18 protein-coding genes and 1 tRNA gene are annotated in these 18,188 nt (G+C 54.8%); 13 read left to right on the forward strand and 6 right to left on the reverse strand.

The genetic code is table 11. The features are described from left to right. Positions 1–433 (reverse strand): hypothetical protein (locus Q1A48_RS10185; protein WP_299944351.1); only part of this gene is annotated, 433 nt, incomplete at its 3' end. A 457-nt stretch (positions 434–890) separates the two neighbouring features. On the opposite strand from Q1A48_RS10185, the gene Q1A48_RS10190 reads away from it, so the two are divergent. Further along, the gene (locus Q1A48_RS10190) at positions 891–1,346 is read left to right on the forward strand and encodes a tyrosine-type recombinase/integrase (RefSeq protein ID WP_299944353.1); all 456 of its coding nucleotides are present in this window, start codon (positions 891–893) and stop codon (positions 1,344–1,346) included. On the opposite strand, the gene Q1A48_RS10195 is transcribed toward Q1A48_RS10190, so the two are convergent. Beyond that, positions 1,343–2,176, reverse strand: a complete 834-nt coding sequence (locus Q1A48_RS10195; RefSeq protein WP_299944355.1) for a hypothetical protein — start codon at positions 2,174–2,176, stop codon at positions 1,343–1,345. The genes Q1A48_RS10190 and Q1A48_RS10195 overlap by 4 nt on opposite strands. A 534-nt stretch (positions 2,177–2,710) precedes the next feature. Between Q1A48_RS10195 and Q1A48_RS10200 the strand changes: the two genes are divergently transcribed. Both Q1A48_RS10200 and Q1A48_RS10205 read left to right on the forward strand, forming a co-directional pair. Beyond that, positions 2,711–3,145, forward strand: a complete 435-nt coding sequence (locus tag Q1A48_RS10200; protein ID WP_299944357.1) for a DUF6641 family protein — start codon at positions 2,711–2,713, stop codon at positions 3,143–3,145. Positions 3,146–3,205: 60 nt separating this feature from the next. Beyond that, entirely contained in the window at positions 3,206–3,658 is a 453-nt protein-coding gene (locus Q1A48_RS10205; RefSeq protein WP_299944360.1) for a JAB domain-containing protein, read from the forward strand. Between the two features lie 35 nt (positions 3,659–3,693). On the opposite strand, the gene Q1A48_RS10210 is transcribed toward Q1A48_RS10205, so the two are convergent. After that, positions 3,694–3,780: transfer RNA gene (locus Q1A48_RS10210), tRNA-Leu, on the reverse strand. 364 nt (positions 3,781–4,144) lie between these two features. Here Q1A48_RS10210 and queA point away from each other — a divergent pair. The 4 genes from queA to secF all read left to right on the forward strand — a co-directional run bounded on the left by queA (position 4,145) and on the right by secF (position 9,437). After that, the gene (queA, locus tag Q1A48_RS10215) at positions 4,145–5,218 is read left to right on the forward strand and encodes a tRNA preQ1(34) S-adenosylmethionine ribosyltransferase-isomerase QueA (protein ID WP_299944362.1); all 1,074 of its coding nucleotides are present in this window, start codon (positions 4,145–4,147) and stop codon (positions 5,216–5,218) included. A 14-nt stretch (positions 5,219–5,232) separates the two neighbouring features. After that, complete coding sequence (tgt, locus tag Q1A48_RS10220; RefSeq protein WP_299944488.1) at positions 5,233–6,351, forward strand: tRNA guanosine(34) transglycosylase Tgt; 1,119 nt, start codon at positions 5,233–5,235, stop codon at positions 6,349–6,351. A gap of 208 nt (positions 6,352–6,559) precedes the next feature. Further along, positions 6,560–8,425 (forward strand): protein translocase subunit SecD, encoded by a 1,866-nt coding sequence (gene secD / locus Q1A48_RS10225; protein ID WP_299944364.1) that lies wholly within the window; start codon positions 6,560–6,562, stop codon positions 8,423–8,425. A 10-nt stretch (positions 8,426–8,435) separates the two neighbouring features. Then, positions 8,436–9,437, forward strand: coding sequence for a protein translocase subunit SecF (gene secF / locus Q1A48_RS10230; RefSeq protein ID WP_299944366.1), 1,002 nt, complete (start codon positions 8,436–8,438; stop codon positions 9,435–9,437). 118 nt (positions 9,438–9,555) lie between these two features. Here the strand turns inward: secF and Q1A48_RS10235 are convergent, their stop codons facing one another. The 3 genes from Q1A48_RS10235 to pyrC all read right to left on the reverse strand — a co-directional run bounded on the left by Q1A48_RS10235 (position 9,556) and on the right by pyrC (position 11,714). Further along, positions 9,556–9,750: a hypothetical protein gene (locus tag Q1A48_RS10235; RefSeq protein ID WP_299944367.1), complete on the reverse strand. Its 195-nt coding sequence runs from the start codon at positions 9,748–9,750 to the stop codon at positions 9,556–9,558. A gap of 169 nt (positions 9,751–9,919) precedes the next feature. After that, the gene (gene rnt, locus Q1A48_RS10240) at positions 9,920–10,591 is read right to left on the reverse strand and encodes a ribonuclease T (RefSeq protein ID WP_299944369.1); all 672 of its coding nucleotides are present in this window, start codon (positions 10,589–10,591) and stop codon (positions 9,920–9,922) included. 91 nt (positions 10,592–10,682) lie between these two features. Further along, positions 10,683–11,714, reverse strand: a complete 1,032-nt coding sequence (pyrC, locus tag Q1A48_RS10245) for a dihydroorotase (RefSeq protein WP_299944371.1) — start codon at positions 11,712–11,714, stop codon at positions 10,683–10,685. A gap of 316 nt (positions 11,715–12,030) precedes the next feature. Here pyrC and Q1A48_RS10250 point away from each other — a divergent pair, with 316 nt between their 5' ends. From Q1A48_RS10250 to ccoG, 6 genes are all read left to right on the forward strand, one after another. Further along, the gene (locus Q1A48_RS10250) at positions 12,031–13,251 is read left to right on the forward strand and encodes an argininosuccinate synthase (protein WP_299944373.1); all 1,221 of its coding nucleotides are present in this window, start codon (positions 12,031–12,033) and stop codon (positions 13,249–13,251) included. Between the two features lie 143 nt (positions 13,252–13,394). Then, on the forward strand, positions 13,395–14,849 hold the full coding sequence (ccoN, locus tag Q1A48_RS10255; RefSeq protein WP_299944375.1) for a cytochrome-c oxidase, cbb3-type subunit I: 1,455 nt from the start codon (positions 13,395–13,397) through the stop codon (positions 14,847–14,849). Positions 14,850–14,860: 11 nt separating this feature from the next. Next, positions 14,861–15,478, forward strand: a complete 618-nt coding sequence (gene ccoO, locus Q1A48_RS10260) for a cytochrome-c oxidase, cbb3-type subunit II (protein WP_299944377.1) — start codon at positions 14,861–14,863, stop codon at positions 15,476–15,478. A gap of 19 nt (positions 15,479–15,497) precedes the next feature. After that, positions 15,498–15,734: a cbb3-type cytochrome c oxidase subunit 3 gene (locus tag Q1A48_RS10265; RefSeq protein WP_299944379.1), complete on the forward strand. Its 237-nt coding sequence runs from the start codon at positions 15,498–15,500 to the stop codon at positions 15,732–15,734. Further along, the gene (gene ccoP, locus Q1A48_RS10270) at positions 15,731–16,639 is read left to right on the forward strand and encodes a cytochrome-c oxidase, cbb3-type subunit III (protein WP_299944390.1); all 909 of its coding nucleotides are present in this window, start codon (positions 15,731–15,733) and stop codon (positions 16,637–16,639) included. The genes Q1A48_RS10265 and ccoP overlap by 4 nt, the downstream gene beginning before the upstream one ends. A 121-nt stretch (positions 16,640–16,760) precedes the next feature. Continuing rightward, positions 16,761–18,179, forward strand: coding sequence for a cytochrome c oxidase accessory protein CcoG (gene ccoG, locus Q1A48_RS10275; protein ID WP_299944401.1), 1,419 nt, complete (start codon positions 16,761–16,763; stop codon positions 18,177–18,179). The last annotated feature ends 9 nt before the right edge of the window (positions 18,180–18,188 follow it).

Below are 18,188 nucleotides of genomic sequence, written 5' to 3' on the forward strand. Positions count from 1 at the left end.
ATTGAAAGTAGGTTTGGTCATGGGTCATCTCTTTTTTGCTAATGATAAAGAAATGACACAGAATTCTGAACACTACCATATCAGCCAGCATCTTCATGCGCTCAATTTCCAAGTCCGTAGCGTTATTCATTTTGGCAATTTCCAAATCTACCCGTTGATCAGGGGTCAAGTTGCTCATGGGGCCATACATGCGGGCAATGAAATCCCTGTGATTAGCCATTTCTATTTTTCTGGCGTCTGACTTCTTGCGTAATTTGTTCAAGCGTCTCAAGGTAAGCCTCGGCCTTCTGGTGTCGTCATATTCCATATAGCCGCTTGCGTCAGAGGGGGAATCTATAAGTGGCATTGCTCCTTCCAGTAATTTGCTATCCGGCCCCATACAACTTTGTAATTCCTGTATTTCCTCCAGCGGCATAATATCCAGTGCTCGCATAAGTTCCTCCTTGCTTTATTGGCAGTATTTATCTGGGGTGTTGGGCTGGGATTTGCTCGGAGCCTGCTCCACTACAAGCGTATTTATGGGGTATCCCTATACATTGCCCTTCCTTGAACATTGCCCGCGCTTGTAGAGGAAAATACTCGGAGGTTTTAATTATGTTCCGGTAGCAGTGTCCGTCATGTCAATAATATAACCTTTTCGGGATTAGGTTATATTTTCCGCTAAGACACTGAATTTCAACAAGGTTTTGTTCTACTCGGATTTGGTTGCCGCCATGAAATATAAGGTTTTATAGTTAGCCCTACAAATGATTATATTATTGCGGAGACGGACTATGAAGCAGGCCAAGACACTAACAACCACAGAGTTTCGTAGGGTATTAAAAGCAGCCAAAATAAGCAGGCACTCCCAGCGTAATTGTCTGCTGTTGGAAATTAGTTTTTAGGCCGGGTTGCGTTGTAAGGAAATAGCAGGGCTTAAAATAAACACCCTGTTTGATAGCGTGGGTAATATAAAGGAAATTGCTTACTTATCCGCAGAGCAGACCAAGGGCAGTAAGGGGCGCAAAATCATCATTGGCAAAAAACTACAAAAATCCCTGTCGGACTATTACAAATCACAGCGACTGGATAAGCGCCCTGCGTCAAGACCATTGATTCCCTCACAGAAAGGAGGACACTTTCGCCCCAATGCGCTTGTTCAGTTGTTTGGCAAATTGTACGCGGATGCAGGTATTGAGGGAGCAAGCAGTCATAGCGGCAGGAGATCACTGGCAAGTTCTTTAGCAGCAAAAGGAACAGGTGTCAGGGTATTACAGGAAATCCTTGGGCACCGCTCCATTGCCACCACGCAGAAGTATATTGATGTTCAGGAGAGTATGCTGGTTTCTGCGGTAAACCTGCTTTAATAAAGTTCACAGATGTTTCTATAGGCACAGTTCAAATGCTTCTGTAATGTGCCATTAAACAGTTTTTCTCCCGCCTTCTGCCGTGTTGGCTGTGACAGAATATCCCTAATTGCGTCCTGAGCCTCCAGCAAGTATTTCGGCACATACTTTTCCAATATGCTTCTATCAGTTGTGATATTCAGAATTTGATGAAGCGCGTCTATAGCGCACATTTGACTATGGATGTTGTGATTAGTCAGCATAATCTTTCCCAGTTCACGATACCTTGGCCCGTGAATAATATCGTTATAGATAATATCTCGGAGTCTTAGGTGTTGGCCGATTTCAGAACCTGAATAATTAAAACGCTTTGTGCTATTTGCCCACTCGTTCAGATTTATATCCTGATAATTGAAAGTGATGTCATAAGGACTGAATTTAATCAGGTTGGCAAGCCTGTGTCTTGAAGTGCTTCGGAAAGGTGTGGAGGTGTCATAGGAGACTTCAACCTTACAATCCAGCATATCATTCAGGCAGTCTTTAAGCGTGGTAAGTAAAACTGCCGATTTGAGATCGCCCACACCCAAGAAATGAAGCCAGGTGCTATCACAGTCAAACTTGCCAGCATGAATCATATTGAATAAACGCCAAAGAATAAGACTAAATGGAACAGGCGGTCTTACCCCGTTCAGTGTTTGATCATCGGAATATCCACCAGCAAAAGCCCAGCCATAAAATTGATAGTGGCTTACTGCTTCATACCATGTGTCGCATTCCTCCAGCGTTCTCCGTGGCTTTCGATCCTCGCTTTTAAGGAGGATGCGTTGCCGTATTAAAAATGGGAAATCCAACTACAGCGGTAGGGTTTATTACAAAATGTAGTATTTGAGGTGGTGCCACCTGATAAATACCACGAAAAAGAAAGGAATTTAAGGAGCGAGATATGGATATAAACGAAACCTATTTTCAACTGCGTCAATTAAAGATGTGTAAATCAGGGTGTGATTTCAGTGTCAATTTCCTGGGGCGTAAATCCAACTAATTAAGCGTCATATTAGCGCGGAAACAGCAGCCTACTACCGCAGAACTGCTTAATTGTTCTTTTGCGCTACAGGGGAAAATAGCCGGACTACAAGAGTAAAAGCATCCAGTGATAGCAAAAGCCCGTGATTCCCTGATTCAAATCCATAGCGATGTTCAAACGGAACTCCATCTTCGTTGCTTGCACGAGTTATCTGTTAAATAGTCGCTCTCGGTTAGTGCCTGCCAACCGAAATAATCATTAAAAACCCGGTTTTGCTGGGTTGCCCATTTATGTGCCGACTGTAACCTCGTGGTTATTTTTTAAGCAATCACTGGTTTAACTAACCGCAGGAGCAGCGACTATGAGCAAGTCCATATTAAACACACTTACCTTGAGTAAAGTCCCCGAAAAATCCAAAGACCCAATTGTTAAACGGCGTAATAAGTTGCTTGAGAAATTGGAGATGCAGCGTGAAATGGCTCGCTGTATGTTGGAAGAGGTAACTTTTTCTGTATTCCGTGAAAAATGGGTGACTGACCCGGAGACAGGTGAAAAAACGAAGGCCCGTGTTCCAAAACGAGTTCGCCCCTGGTATTACAAATCAGAAGGCAATTACTACATCCAGATTTTCTATGGCAACAAACCTCTTGAACTTGCCAAAGGAAAAGCGGCGGTTATGGTTGATTGCGAAGATGACCTGTTGCCGGTTTTCGATAAAATCACTGAGGCCGTTGGTAAAGGCGAGTTGGATGATCAACTCTCTAAAATAAAAGCGCCTGTGATGAAAAAGTCATAACTCAATTATTTCAATCTTTAAGGGCGCGTAATGCGCCTTTATTTTATTCAGGTATTCTTAATGGCACTGTTGCGAGAAATAACATTGCGCTATCAGTTTATTCAGGTGGACTGTGATATTACGGGTAATGTGATAGATAGCCCGCATCGCATTGCTCGTATTTTTTCTGATCTTAAATATGAAACCAAAGAAAAGTTTATTGTGGTGACCCTGAATACCCGTCACGAAATAATGAATTATGAAGTGGTGGCTATTGGCGATGTTGCCAGTATTCAGGTAAGGCCTATTGAGTTATTTAGAACGGCGATTATTTTGAATGCGCCTGCTATCGTGGCAATTCATAATCATCCGTCAGGCTCATTGGAGCCCAGTGCTGCCGATAAGTGTTTTACTAAAAGACTGGCAAGGATAGGGCGTGATCTTGATGTTAGATTACTGGATCACATGATTGTCAGTTCGAAGGGCCACAATTCCTTGAGGGAAACAGAGAGTAAACTGTTTTATCCAGAATGAAAAAAGCCCCGTCCAATGGACGAGGCTCTTTAGGATGGTACCAGCGGGCGGACTCGAACCGCCACGCCCGTGAAGGCGGGGGATTTTGAATCCCCTATGTCTACCAATTTCATCACGCTGGCATTAACTGTTAAAGCATATATTGCTTTGTAAAATCGTCTGTTTGTTTACAAAAAACTTTACAAAATTTTATGCGCTTAAATTGTGCTCTTCTTCTGCTACAGCCCGCATTATACAAGAGCCTTAAAAAACTGGACAGAAGACGCAGTATATTTTGAATCCCCTGTGTCTACCAATTTCACCACTCTGGCACAGGTGCCTCGCAGAGATCGGCTGCCAGGGCGGGCGTGATTATAGCAACGGGTGGGCCGGGGTCAATCAGTAAATTCAATCACTTAGGCGCTTTTCTGTCGCGCCAGTTAACAGCACCTAAAATTTCCTATAACCTTCGCGACCACTTCACAGATACTATTTTTTCAGGATTCCATGCAGCGTCAGGATTTCAATTTTTACCTGCCCGATAGGCTGATTGCCCGAGCGCCGACCCAGGCGCGCCGTGGAAGTCGCCTGCTTTGCCTTGATGGCCCTGACGGGACGATTGTCCATCGCCACTTCCCGGACATTCTCCAGCAGGTCGATGCCGGTGACCTGGTGGTCTTTAACGATACCCGGGTGATCCCGGCACGCCTGTTTGGACACAAGGAGACCGGCGGTAAGCTGGAAATCCTGGTTGAACGGGTGCTAAACCGGGCGGAGGCCCGGGCCCATATACGCGCCAGCAAGTCCCCCAGGCCGGGCACCGGTATTCTGCTGGAAGACGGTACCCGCGTTGCGGTCACCGGGCGTTGTGGTGCGCTATTTGAGTTGGATTTCCCCGCAGAAGAGGGGGTGTTGGGGGTACTTGAGCGCCTCGGGCATATGCCGCTGCCGCCTTATATCGACCGCGAAGACGATACCCGTGATCGCGAGCGTTACCAAACCGTATACAGCCGCCATGCCGGCGCGGTTGCCGCACCCACAGCAGGACTGCACTTTGATGATGCCCTGATCGGTGCCCTGCGTGACAAGGGGGTGGAGGTTGCCTTCGTCACCCTGCATGTTGGGGCGGGCACCTTCCAGCCGGTGCGTGTGGACAATATCCACGAACACCAGATGCACAGCGAAGTACTGCATGTGCCAGACAGCGTGGTGGAGGCCGTGGCCCGCTGCCGTGCGCTCGATGGCAGTGTGATCGCCGTTGGTACCACCAGTGTGCGGGCCCTGGAAAGTGCTGCGCGTAGTGGTGAACTGACCGCCATGGTGGGAGAGACCGATATCTTTATCTATCCGGGTTACGCGTTTCGTGTGGTGGATAAACTGGTCACGAATTTCCATCTGCCGGAATCCACCCTGTTGATGCTGGTGTGCGCCTTTGCCGGCTACAGCCATACCATGACCGCCTACCGCGCAGCGGTAGCCGAGGGCTACCGTTTCTTTAGCTACGGCGATGCCATGTTTATCTCTCGCAATCCCAATGCCAGTGGCGAAACCGTGGCGTCTGTAACAGGAGATACCCAGTGAGCCGGGAATGTTTCATGCAGTTTGAGCGGGATACCGCCGATGGCAAGGCCCGGCGCGGCCGCCTGCGTTTTCCCCGCGGGGTGGTGGAGACACCGGCGTTTATGCCGGTGGGTACCTACGGTACGGTAAAAGGCATGTTGCCGCGGGATATCAAGGCAATCGGCGCGCAGATTATTTTGGGCAACACCTTTCACCTGATGCTGCGCCCGGGTACCGAAGTGGTGAAGACCCAGGGCGGTCTGCATGATTTTATCCAGTGGCCGGGCCCTATCCTCACAGACTCCGGCGGCTTCCAGGTATTCAGTCTGGGTAAGTTGCGTAAAATTTCCGAAGAGGGGGTATCCTTCCGTTCCCCCATTGATGGGAGCCCGGTGTTTCTCACTCCTGAGGAGTCTATGCGGGTACAGCGGGACCTGGGTTCTGATATCGTGATGATTTTCGACGAGTGTACGCCGTATCCGGCCAGCCCCGAGCAGGCGCGCACATCTATGGAGCTGTCCCTGCGCTGGGCGGAGCGCTCCAGGCAGGCCCACGGCGAAAACCCTGCGGCCCTGTTTGGCATTGTGCAGGGGGGGATGTACCCGGAGCTGCGCGACGCCTCCCTGCGGGGACTCACCGGGATCGGTTTCGATGGCTATGCCATCGGCGGTTTGTCGGTGGGTGAGCCGAAAGCGGAGATGATCAAGGTGCTGGATCACCTGGTGCACAAAATGCCGGCAGACAGGCCCCGCTATCTGATGGGAGTGGGCAAGCCGGAGGATATTGTCGAGGCGGTGCGCCGCGGTGTCGACATGTTCGACTGCGTGATGCCTACCCGCAACGCGCGCAATGGCCATCTGTTTACGGCAGATGGCGTGGTGAAAATCCGCAATGCCAAACACCGCTACGACAGCGCGCCGTTGGAAGAGGAATGCGACTGCTACACCTGTGCGCACTTCTCCCGCGCCTATTTACACCACCTGGACCGCTGTGGTGAGATGTTGGGGGCGCAGCTCAACACCATACACAACCTGCGCCACTACCAGCGACTGATGCAGAGGCTGCGCGACGCCATCGCCGCCAATACTTTGCAGGCTTTTGTCGCGGAGTTTTATCGTCGCCTGGATCGCGAGGTTCCGCCGCTGCAGGCCTGAGGGCGCGGCACTTCTATCCTGTTTGCAGCGCTGTTGGCTGCGCATGTGTGCCTGTGTGATTTGTCCGATCACCCGATCCCCGTATAATCAGTCCCCACTTGTATCGTAGGGGGCGTGTACCTTGCAATCCGGTCACCGCGCCCACATATCCAGGCAAATTGCCAAGATTTACCGGCCCCAAAGGTCACACTAGAACAATGAGAGCAGTATGAATCGCTACCCGATCTGGAAGTACTTTCTGATTTTTGCGGTTGTGGCCTTTGGCCTGGTCTACGCCGCGCCCAATCTCTACAAGCCGGACCCGGCGGTACAGATATCCGGGCAGTCCAGTGCCATGACCATCGGCCCGGAGGTTCTGGAACAGGTGGAAAAGGCCCTGGACACGGCGGGCATCGAATATTTCGGCGCTGAAGTGGGCGATAGGGCGGTTCTGGTTCGACTGAATTCCATGGAGGCGCAGCTGCCGGCCAAACGGGCGATTCAGGAGGCGCTGGGTAGCGATTACGTGGTCGCTCTAAATTTGGCCTCAACCACGCCCGAGTGGTTGAGCGGAATAGGCGCCGGCCCGATGAAACTGGGTCTGGACCTGGCCGGTGGTGTGCACTTCCTCATGGAGGTGGACACCAATACCATCGTCAAAACCAATATGGAAAGTGATGTCCAAGAGGTAAAGACCAAGCTGCGTGCGGCCAAAGCCCGTTACCGCAGCGTCGACCTGATTAACGATCGCGAGATTGTGGCGCGTTTCCGCAGTGAAGAGTTGCGCAGCCTGGCGCTTTCCACCCTGCGCAGGGATTTCCCGCAATTCCAACTGCGCGAATCCGGCAGCGGTGAGAACCTGGAAATTCGCGCCGTTTTATCTGAGCAGGAAATCAAACAGTTGGAAGACTACGCGGTTACCCAGAACCTCACCACGCTGCGCAACCGGGTAAACGAGCTGGGGGTAGCCGAGCCCATCGTCCAGCGCCAGGGGCGCAACCGCATTGTGGTGGAGTTGCCCGGTGTGCAGGATACCGCCGAGGCCAAGCGTATTATCGGTAAGACGGCCAACCTGGAATACCGTATGGAGGCCCGCCCCGACGAACTGGTGACCAATAAAGAGTACTTTGAGTACCGCAGCGAGCAGCAGCGTCAAATGTATGGTGGCGCCTGGCTTGAGCGCAAGATCATTATCAAAGGCGACAGTGTCACCAATGCCCGCGTGGGTTACGACGAGAGCGGCTTCCCCCAAGTGAATATCACTCTGGATTCCCGCGGCGGCGAACTGATGCACCGCGCCACCTGGAAGAATGTGGGCCGCCGTATGGGCACCCTGTTTATCGAGACCCGCTTTACCCCGCAAACCAGGGATGATGCACAGGGCAATGCGGTCACCGAGCAGATCAAGACCGTAGACAAGAAGATTATCAGCCTGGCCACGGTGCAGAGTGCTCTGGGCAAGCAGTTTCGCATTACCGGCCTGGACAGTCCGTTGGAAGCCCAGGAACTGGCCCTGCTGTTGCGCGCCGGTGCCCTGGCCGCACCGATGTATTTTGTGGAAGAGCGTGTAATCGGGCCGTCGTTGGGGGCCGACAATATCAAGGTCGGCGTGCAGTCGGTACAGATCGGCCTGTTGGCGGTGATTATCTGCATGTTGATTTCCTATCGGGTGTTTGGTCTGGCGGCCACTATCGCCCTGTCGGTCAACATGGTTCTGCTGGTGGCGGTGATGTCGATTCTCGGCGCCACCCTGACACTGCCGGGAATTGCCGGTATCGTACTCACCGTGGGTATGGCGGTGGATGCCAACGTGCTGATCTTCTCGCGAATACGGGAGGAGCTCAGAAATGGCATGCCACCGCAATCGGCGATTACGGCCGGTTTTGACAACGCCTACAGCACCATTGTCGATGCCAATATCACCACGCTGATTGTGGCGTTGATCCTCTATGCAATTGGCTCCGGCCCGGTACAGGGCTTCGCAGTAACTCTGTCTATCGGTATTCTCACCTCCATGTTCAGTGCCATTATGGGCACGCGGGCCATTATCAACCTGTTCTACGGCGGTCGCCGTGTACGCAAACTCTGGATTTAAGGGGCTGGCCATGAGTGAGACCAAAGTGGAAAACGGCAAGATCACCGAGTATATGGGCAAGCGCGTGTACGATTTTATGCGCTGGCGCAAGGTGGCTGCAGTAATTTCCATCGCCCTGCTGTTGGCGTCCATTGGTGTGTTGGCTGCCAAGGGCCTGAAGTTTGGCCTGGACTTCACCGGGGGCACCCAGGTTGAAGTGGGCTATGAAGTCACCCCCTTTATCAACGATGTGCGCTCCCAGTTGGAAGATGCAGGCTTTGAGGGTGCAACAGTGGTCAACTATGGCTCCGAGAACGAGCTGTTGATCAAGCTGCCGCCGGAGGTGACCGAAGAGGAGACTCAAACCAGCGCCACCGAGCAGGAGAAGGTTACGCCGATCGGCGACAAGGTGGTGGCGGTGCTGCAGGCCGCGAGCGATGGCAGCGTGACCCTGCGTCGGGTGGAGGTTGTGGGGCCGCAGGTGGGCGCTGAGCTGCGCGACGACGGCGGCCTCGGCATGCTGGTGGCACTGGCTTTGGTCATGATGTATGTGGCCCTGCGCTTCCAGTACAAATTCTCTGTCGGCGCGGTTGCGGCACTCGGTCACGATGTTATCGTTGTGCTGGGCTTCTTCGCGCTGTTGGGGCTGGACTTCGATTTAACCGTTCTGGCGGCGGTGTTGGCAGTGATCGGTTACTCCCTGAACGATACCATCGTGGTGTCTGACCGCATTCGCGAGAATTTCCGCAAGGTGCGCAAGGCGGAGTCCGAGGAGATTATCAATATCTCCATCAGCCAGACCCTGGGTCGTACCTTTATGACCTCATTCACCACCCTGCTGGTGCTCTGGGCACTGCAGTTCTTTGGCGGGGAGCTGATCCACAATTTCTCCCTGGCCCTGATCGTTGGCGTTATCGTGGGTACCTATTCCTCTGTGTATGTGGCCGCAAATGTGCTGATGGGCTTGAAGATCTCCAAGGAAGACCTGATGCCGCCGGTAAAAGAAGGGGCGGAACTGGAAGAGATACCCTGATAGTAAGGGAATACAAAAGCGCTCAGCGACGCGGCTCCGGGTACCCAACAGTGTTTAGCGTTGGGGTACCCGGAGCCGTTTGTGTTTGGGTCGGAGTGGTCTGGATTAGTGGTCGCGGTTAGCTGCGCGGTTTTTTGCCCAACGTGATGTGCTTTGGTCCAGCAGTATTCGTCTGGCCGCTAACCCCCTTGGGCACCTGCTCAATCTCACCGCCTTTGGCAAGGAAGGCTTGCACCTGGGCTTCAATGCTCTCGCTGGTCTCGAGCGGGGTGGATTGTTTGCGCCTTGAAGAGGGTGATGCTTTTTTGGCCACGATACCTGTCCGGTTTAATAGTCAAGCGGGATATCATACAGAAGTTTGCACAAAAAATCACCCAACTGCCTAAGGTGTGCACATAAGGCAGATTTTGCAGTGAGCACCGGCGGTATTCGGTTGTGAAAGGGAATCTTGCAGTGTCGGGCTGGTCACACCCGCGGTTGGATTATTCTGTCTCCGGTTCAATGGGTTCGGCGGTCAGAGGCCAACCGCCCAGCGCCCGCCATTTGTTCACAATCGCGCAGAACAGGGTAGCGGTCTTCTCTGCGTCGTACTCGGCGGAGTGGGCGCAGGTGTTATCGAATGCAATACCGGCAACCTGGCAGGCTTTGGCCAGTACGGTCTGGCCATAGGCAAGCCCGGCGAGACTGGCGGTGTCGAAGCAGGAGAAGGGGTGGAAGGGATTGCGCTTGATCGCGCAGCGCTCCACCGCCGCATTGACAAAGCCGAGGTCGAAGTGGGCGTTGTGGGCAACCATGATGGCGCGGGTGCAGCTGTGTTTTTTTACCGCGCTGCGGACTTTGCGAAACAGCTCTGGCAGGGCGATCTCCTCCGGCAAGGCTGCCCGCTCTGGGGATTCGAGGTCAATGCCAATAAAATCCAGGGCAGACTGCTCCACATTGGCGCCGGCAAAAGGCTCCAGATGGAAGCTGTGGGATTCCAGCGGGGAGAGCCTGCCTTCCTCGTCCATATCCAGAAGGACCGCAGAAATCTCCAGCAGGGCATCGGTGCGGGCATTGAAACCGCCGGTTTCCAGGTCTATCACCACCGGCAGAAAACCGCGAAATCGCTGCGCAAGGGGGCTCTTGGGTCCTATCGATTGTTCCGCTGGGGTCACTGTGAATCCTTGTCAATCTCGATGGTGCAGGGCCGGTTGCCGCGGGATTTTTTTCTGCGGGCGAAGGCCGCCTGGGTCTGTGATTCCAAAATTATACGCGCTGCCAGTGCAGGATTTCACCGGCTGCCAGGGGCGTCAGGGTTTCACTACCCATATCCAGGCTGTGCGGCAAGGTCCAGGGGCGTTTTGCCAGGGTAATGGTGCCCCCGTTGCGTGGCAGGCCGTAAAAGTCGGGACCGAATTCACTGGCGAAGCCTTCGAGTTTGTCCAGTTTGCCCGCGCGTTCAAAGGCCTCCGCATATAGCTCGATGGCGGCGTAGGCGGTGTAGCAGCCCGCGCAGCCGCAGCTGGCTTCCTTTTGCGCGCGTGCGTGGGGGGCCGAGTCGGTGCCGAGGAAAAACTTCGGGCTGCCACTGGTGGCCGCTTCGATCAGCGCGGACTGGTGGGTGCCGCGTTTTAAAATCGGCAGGCAGTAGAAGTGCGGGCGAATGCCACCTGCCAGCAGATGGTTGCGGTTGTACAGCAGGTGGTGTGCGGTAATGGTTGCCGCAACGCCTGTTCGGGCCCGTTGCACAAACTCTGCCGCGTCGGCAGTGGTGATGTGCTCGAGCACCATCTTCAGGGTGGGAAAATCCCCTACAAGTCGCGACAGGGTTTTTTGGATAAACACCTGCTCGCGGTCAAAAATATCGATACCGCTGGTGGTGACTTCCCCGTGCAATAGCAGTTTCATACCGCAGGACTGCATTTCTTCCAGTGCGGGATAGATATTGGCGATATCCGTCACGCCCGAGTCGGAGTTGGTGGTGGCACCAGCCGGGTATAGCTTGGCGGCGATCATACCTGCGGCCCGGGCCTGGCGGATCACCTCGGCATCCGTTTTATCGGTCAGATAAAGCACCATCAAGGGCTCAAAGGCACAGTCGCTGGGAATTTGAGCGCAGATACGCTCACGGTAGGCCAGAGCGCTCTTGGCATCGGTTACCGGCGGCACCAGGTTCGGCATCACAATGGCACGGCCGAATTGCCGGGCGGCATCGCCTACGGTGCGCTCGAGGGCCGTGCCATCGCGCAGGTGAATATGCCAGTCATCGGGGGCGCGAAGGGTGATTTGCTCCGCCATGGTACTCCGCGTTGCGTCTCGCTGTAGTGAGTTGTTGTGCGGCGCGCATGCTACCCGATGTGGCACAAAATTGCGATGCGCAAAAAGATTGAAAATTGACCAATTGTGTCGACTGGCGCCATAGCGCTAGTCGATTGCAGGCAGAGGCGCTACAATCGCGCCCCGATAATCAGTATGGGTATTCGTATGCCCATCTACACCGATCCTGGGCATACCTCCAAGAATAATCCCCCAGACTGACACCCGTTCGCGCAGAGGCGATGGGTGTCGGTGTGCTTTTGCCGTGACGGCAACTTTCGGCCAGCAGAGGATAGCAATGAGCAAAATCGACAAGGTGGTACTGGCATATTCCGGCGGGCTGGATACGTCGGTGATTGTGCGCTGGCTGCAGGAAACCTATGCCTGTGAAGTGGTGACTTTCACCGCCGATATCGGTCAGGGCGAAGAAGTGGCGCCCGCGCGTGCCAAGGCCGAGGCATTGGGCGTTAGGGAAATTTACATCGACGACCTGCGCGAGGAGTATGTGCGGGACTTTGTTTTCCCGATGTTCCGCGCCAATGCCATTTACGAGGGCGAATATCTGCTGGGCACTTCCATCGCGCGCCCACTGATCGCCAAACGCTTGATTGAAATTGCCAACGAGACCGGCGCCGATGCCATTGCCCATGGCGCCACCGGCAAGGGCAACGATCAGGTGCGGTTTGAGTTGGGCGCCTATGGACTCAGACCGGGTATCCAGGTAATCGCCCCCTGGCGCGAGTGGGATTTGAATTCCCGGGAGAAACTGATGCTGTACTGTGAGCAGCACAAAATTCCCGTGGACTTCTCCTCCAGTAAGAAAAAATCCCCTTACTCCATGGATGCCAACCTGCTGCATATTTCTTACGAAGGCGGCATTCTGGAAGACCCCTGGGCGGAGGCCGAGGAGGACATGTGGCGCTGGAGCGTGAGCCCGGAAGCGGCACCGGAACAGGCAACCTATATCACCATCACTTTCGAGCGGGGTGATCCGGTAGCGCTTGACGGTGAACCCATGAGCCCGGCGTTACTGCTGGAAACCCTGAACAGGCTCGGTGGTGACAACGGCATCGGGCGCTTGGATATTGTGGAGAACCGCTACGTCGGTATGAAGTCCCGCGGCTGTTACGAAACTCCCGGTGGCACTATCTTGCTCAAGGCACACCGGGCGATTGAGTCCATTACCCTGGATCGCGAAGTGGCCCATATGAAAGATTCCCTGATGCCGCGCTACGCTGAACTGATCTACAACGGCTACTGGTGGTCGCCGGAGCGCCGCATGCTGCAGGCGGCGATTGATGAATCCCAACTGGCAGTCAACGGGGAAGTGCGCCTCAAACTCTTCAAGGGCAGTGTGAGTGCGGTTGGGCGCCGCTCTGAGGACAGCCTCTTCGATGAGCGCATCGCCACCTTTGAAGACGATGCCGGAGCCTACGACCAGAGGGACGCCGGAGGCTTTATCAAGTTGAACGCCCTGCGCCTGCGTATTGCCGCCGGTAAGGGAAGAAAATTGATTTAGATCAGCTGTGGCTGGCGGTGGCTGCGCTTAAATCGCCATCCGGCCAGTTGTGGCGGCTTTAGCCAAGGTATCACTGGGACAGACCCCCTGTGGGTGCGCCCCAGACACTGGAATCGAATTTTAAAAGCAACGGAAGTACAAACATGACGACAACGGTGGCAAAGACCGGCCCGGTGCCGGACTATGACTACGATATCGTGCGCCAGTTCACCATTATGTCTGTGGTCTGGGGCATTTTTGGTATGGGCATGGGCGTATTGATCGCGGCTCAACTGGCCTGGCCCCAACTCAACGATCTCTGGCAGCCGTTTTCCCACTTCGGACGTTTGCGGCCACTGCACACCAATGCGGTGATTTTTGCCTTTGGTGGTAGTGTTCTGTTTGCCACTTCCTATTATGTGGTGCAGCGCACCTGCCAGGTGCGCCTGTGGGGTGGCTGGCTGATACCCTTCACTTTCTGGGGGTGGCAGGTCGTGATTGTGGCAGCGGCGATCACCCTGCCCATGGGCTTTACCACCACCAAAGAGTACGCCGAACTGGAATGGCCCATCGATATCCTGGTCACCCTGGTCTGGATTGCTTACGCGCTGGTGTTCTTCGGGACCATCATGAGGCGCAGGACCTCCCATATCTACGTGGCGAACTGGTTTTTCGGTGCCTACGTGGTCACGGTTGCCGTGCTCTATGTGGTCAATAACCTGGAGATTCCGGTCGCACCCTTCAAGTCCTACTCTATCTATTCGGGCACCAAGGACGCAATGATCCAGTGGTGGTACGGCCACAATGCGGTTGGCTTCTTCCTGACGGCTGCCTTCCTCGGGCTTATGTACTACTTCGTGCCCAAACAGGCGGGCCGGCCGATTTACTCCTACCAGCTGTCTATCATACATTTCTGGGCGTTGATCTCCCTGTACGTGTGGGCGGGTGGCCACCACTTGCATTACTCTGCACTGCCCGATTGGGCCCAGAGCCTGGGCATGGTGATGTCCCTGATTCTGCTGGCGCCCTCCTGGGGCGGTATGATCAACGGTATCATGACCCTCTCCGGTGCCTGGCACAAACTGCGCACCGACCCCACCCTGCGCTTTTTGGTGGTTTCCCTGTCCTTCTACGGCATGTCCACGTTTGAAGGCCCGATGATGTCGATCAAGACCGTCAACGCCCTGTCCCACAACACCGACTGGACCATTGGCCACGTGCATTCCGGTGCCTTGGGCTGGGTAGCCATGATTTCCATTGGTGCCCTGTACCACCTGGTTCCAGTACTGTGGAAGCGCAGGGAAATGTTCAGTGTGAAACTGATCAACGCGCACTTTTGGCTGGCCACAGTGGGCACGGTGCTCTACATCGCGGCGATGTGGGTCAACGGTATTACCCAAGGGCTAATGTGGCGCGCCTTCAATGTCGATGGCACTTTGACCTACAGCTTTGTTGAAAGTGTGGTTGCCAGCCACCCCGGTTATATCGTGCGCCTGATCGGCGGTGCCATGTTCCTGCTGGGTATGCTGCTGATGGCCTACAACGTCTACCGCACGATCACGGAGAAGGTAAACGATGCCCGCTCTGATAATACCGTTCATGCAGTGCCGGTGGCATAGGAGGTCAGCTCGTGAAGAATCATGACATTGTGGAGAAAAACATCGGCTGGATGATCCTGTTCATCATTGTCGCCATCAGTTTTGGCGGTTTGGTGGAGATTATTCCGCAGTTCTATACCAAGAATAACTACACGCCCTTGCCGGGTATGAAGCCGCTCAGTGCGCTGGAGCTGGAGGGTCGCGATATCTATATCCGCGAAGGCTGCCACGTGTGCCACACCCAGATGGTGCGCCCGCTGCGCGCCGAGGTGGAGCGCTATGGCCACTACTCCATGGCCCAGGAATCCGTGTACGAGCACCCCTTCCTGTGGGGCTCCAAACGCACGGGGCCGGATCTGGCCCGGGTGGGTGGCCGCTACTCCGACGAATGGCAGCGCGCGCACCTGTACAACCCGCGCAGTGTGGTGCCTGAATCCATTATGCCGGCCTATCCCTGGCTGTTCGACAATGTGGTGACCGGCGAGTATGCCGCGCGCAAGATGGAGGCCCTGCGCCTGGTTGGTGTGCCCTATACCGATGAGGATATCGCCAATGCGTCCAAGCCGTTCGCCGGTGGCAAGGTGAAAGAGATCGATGCCCTGGTAGCCTACTTGCAGCAGTTGGGCACCCTGGTAACCCAGAAACGTTAATTGCGGGGGACGGAAACTCATGACCATAGAAACTTTGCGCGAAATCGGTCTGGTGCTGGGATCGGTGGCTTTTCTGGCAATCTGCTGGTGGGCTTTCTCACCGAAACGCAAAAAGCGCTTCGAGGAAGACGCCAAGTTGCCCTTTGCCGATGAGGCGCAACAGGCCGACAAGGATGCGTCGACCGCTCAGAAGGGTGAACCCAAGCCCGGACAAGGGGCCGGGAACGAACGAAAACAGGGGCAGGACAAGCAATGAGTACATTCTGGAGTTTGTGGGTAATTGTACTCACCCTCGCCAATCTGGCACTGATTATCTGGGTATTGTTCGCCAACCGAAAAGTGGCGGTTGACGACCAGACACTACCGGAAAACAAGACCACGGGTCACGTGTACGACGGCATTGAGGAGTACGACAACCCGTTGCCCAAGTGGTGGTTCATGCTGTTTATCGCCACGCTGGTGTTTTCCGCCGCCTACCTGGTGATCTACCCGGGTATGGGCAATTTCAAGGGCTTGGCCGACTGGACGTCCGTAGGTGCCCTGGAGACTTCCGAGGCCAAGGCCCAGGTGCAGTTTGACGAGACGTTTGGCAAATATCGGGACATGCCGATTGAGGATATTGCCCAGAGTCGTGAGGCCCTCAAGATGGGTTCCCGTATCTTCGCCAACAACTGTGCCGTGTGCCATGGCGCGGATGGCGGTGGTAATTTCGGCTTTCCGGATCTGACCGACAATGCCTGGCTCTATGGGGGCACGCCGGAAAAGATCCTGGAAACCCTGTACAATGGTCGTCAGGGCGTGATGCCGCCGCAGGGGCCGGTGATTGGTGAAGAGGGTGTGAAAAACACCGCCGAATATGTGCTTTCCCTGAACGGTCTCGAGCACGATGCCGCCATGGCTGCCCAGGGCCAGAAGGTGTTCAATACCGTCTGTATGGCCTGCCACGGTTTGGACGCCAAGGGCAACCAGATCCTGGGTGCGCCGAATCTCACCGATGATATCTGGCTTTACGGCAGCAGCCGTGAGCAGATCCAGCACACCATCCGCGGTGGCCGCAGCAACCAGATGCCTGCGCAGAAAGACAAACTGCGCGATGACAAAATCCGTCTGGTGGCGGCCTATGTCTACAGCCTGTCTCGTCAGGACGAAGAGCAGCAGTAACTATAAGGCCAGGGCTCCGGACTGTGCCGGGCCCTGTTTTATAGCACTCCGGGCGCTACAGGGACAGCGAAACAGCCTCATTGATGGCGCCTGACTGTGCCCGTGTGAGAGTGAGGTTTTTGTGAGTGACTTGATTCCCACCCGTGAAGAGCAGGAAGGTAATGGCGAAGTCCGCTACCGCATGCTTTATGAATCGGATGATAAAATCTATATCCGCCATATCCGGGGTATTTATACCCGGATTCGCAAGTACACGGGCCTGCCGCTGCTACTGGTTTTTTTCTTTCTCCCCTGGATAAACATCGACGGCCGCCAGTCTGTTTTTTTTGACCTCCCCACCCGCCAGTTTCATATTTTCTGGACCACTTTTGGCCCCCAGGACGGTTTCTTGCTCGCCTGGCTGCTGATTATCGCCGCGTTCGCCCTGTTTGCTGTGACAACCTGGATGGGGCGCGTCTGGTGCGGCTTTACCTGTCCGCAGACGGTCTGGACCATGATGTTTATCTGGGCCGAGCGGATCTGTGAGGGCGACCGCAACAAGCGCATGAAGCTGGACAGTGCGCCCTGGAACCTGGAAAAGATGCTGCGCAAGGGCGGAACCCATGCCCTCTGGCTGTTGATTGCCCTGGCGACAGCCCTGGCTTTTGTCGGCTACTTTTACGGGATTCGCGATCTGGTTGTGGATCTCGCCACTTTTAACGCCCACCCCCAGAGTGTCTTCTGGGTCGCTTTCTTCACTTTCGCCACCTATATGAATGCGGGCTTCCTGCGCGAACAGGTGTGCAAGTACATGTGCCCCTATGCGCGCTTCCAGTCTGTCATGTACGACCAGGATACCCTGGCGGTTTACTACGATGCCAAGCGTGGCGAAACCCGTGGGCCGCGCAAGAAAAATGTGGATTACAAAGCCGAGGGTATGGGGGACTGCATCGACTGCTACTGGTGTGTGCAGGTATGCCCGGTGGATATCGATATTCGCGATGGGATGCAGTATGAATGCATTAACTGTGGTCTATGTGTTGACGCCTGTAACAGCGTTATGGACAAGATGGGGTACGACCGCGGCCTGATCCGCTTCACCTCCGAGGACGAGTTGGAGAGCGGGAAAACCCGCTTTTTGCGCCCTCGTCTGTTTGGCTACGCGGTGATCCTGCTGGCAATGACCGGGTTGTTCGTACAGCAGGTGGCCACCCGCAGCCCCATTGAAGCGGAGGTCATCCGCGATCGCGGTGCACGCATGTACCGGGTATCCCAGGGTTTGGTACAGAATGTGTACACCGTTAAGATCAACAACATGGATCAGGCCGCGCACGAGTTCACTATCCGTGTGGAGGGCGTGCCCGGGTATGACTACTCAGTGCGCAAACCGCGCAGGATTGTCCTGGAGGCCGGCGAGATCTTTGCGGTGCCGATCCGGGTGAGTGTGCCCAAGGTGCAGCTGAAGGACGGCAAACACGATATCGAAATCGTGGTGCAGGCCGTCGATGCCCCGGAACTGTTCGACAGGCATCGAACGGTATTTATTGGTCCCAAGCAGTAGGCGGGACTT

It is taken from the genome of uncultured Microbulbifer sp. (assembly GCF_947489355.1).
GTDB lineage: Bacteria > Pseudomonadota > Gammaproteobacteria > Pseudomonadales > Cellvibrionaceae > Microbulbifer.

Excerpts from the sequence above, each read along its gene's own strand:
- Q1A48_RS10200 (WP_299944357.1), top strand. The coding sequence starts at position 2,711 with ATGAGCAAGTCCATATTAAACACACTTACCTTGAGTAAAGTCCCCGAA.
- tgt (WP_299944488.1), top strand. The coding sequence starts at position 5,233 with ATGCAGTTTGAGCGGGATACCGCCGATGGCAAGGCCCGGCGCGGCCGC.
- secD (WP_299944364.1), top strand. The coding sequence starts at position 6,560 with ATGAATCGCTACCCGATCTGGAAGTACTTTCTGATTTTTGCGGTTGTG.
- Q1A48_RS10265 (WP_299944379.1), top strand. The coding sequence starts at position 15,498 with ATGACCATAGAAACTTTGCGCGAAATCGGTCTGGTGCTGGGATCGGTG.
- ccoP (WP_299944390.1), top strand. The coding sequence starts at position 15,731 with ATGAGTACATTCTGGAGTTTGTGGGTAATTGTACTCACCCTCGCCAAT.
- Q1A48_RS10205 (WP_299944360.1), top strand. The coding sequence starts at position 3,206 with ATGGCACTGTTGCGAGAAATAACATTGCGCTATCAGTTTATTCAGGTG.
- secF (WP_299944366.1), top strand. The coding sequence starts at position 8,436 with ATGAGTGAGACCAAAGTGGAAAACGGCAAGATCACCGAGTATATGGGC.
- ccoN (WP_299944375.1), top strand. The coding sequence starts at position 13,395 with ATGACGACAACGGTGGCAAAGACCGGCCCGGTGCCGGACTATGACTAC.
- Q1A48_RS10250 (WP_299944373.1), top strand. The coding sequence starts at position 12,031 with ATGAGCAAAATCGACAAGGTGGTACTGGCATATTCCGGCGGGCTGGAT.
- queA (WP_299944362.1), top strand. The coding sequence starts at position 4,145 with ATGCAGCGTCAGGATTTCAATTTTTACCTGCCCGATAGGCTGATTGCC.
- pyrC (WP_299944371.1), bottom strand. The coding sequence starts at position 11,714 with ATGGCGGAGCAAATCACCCTTCGCGCCCCCGATGACTGGCATATTCAC.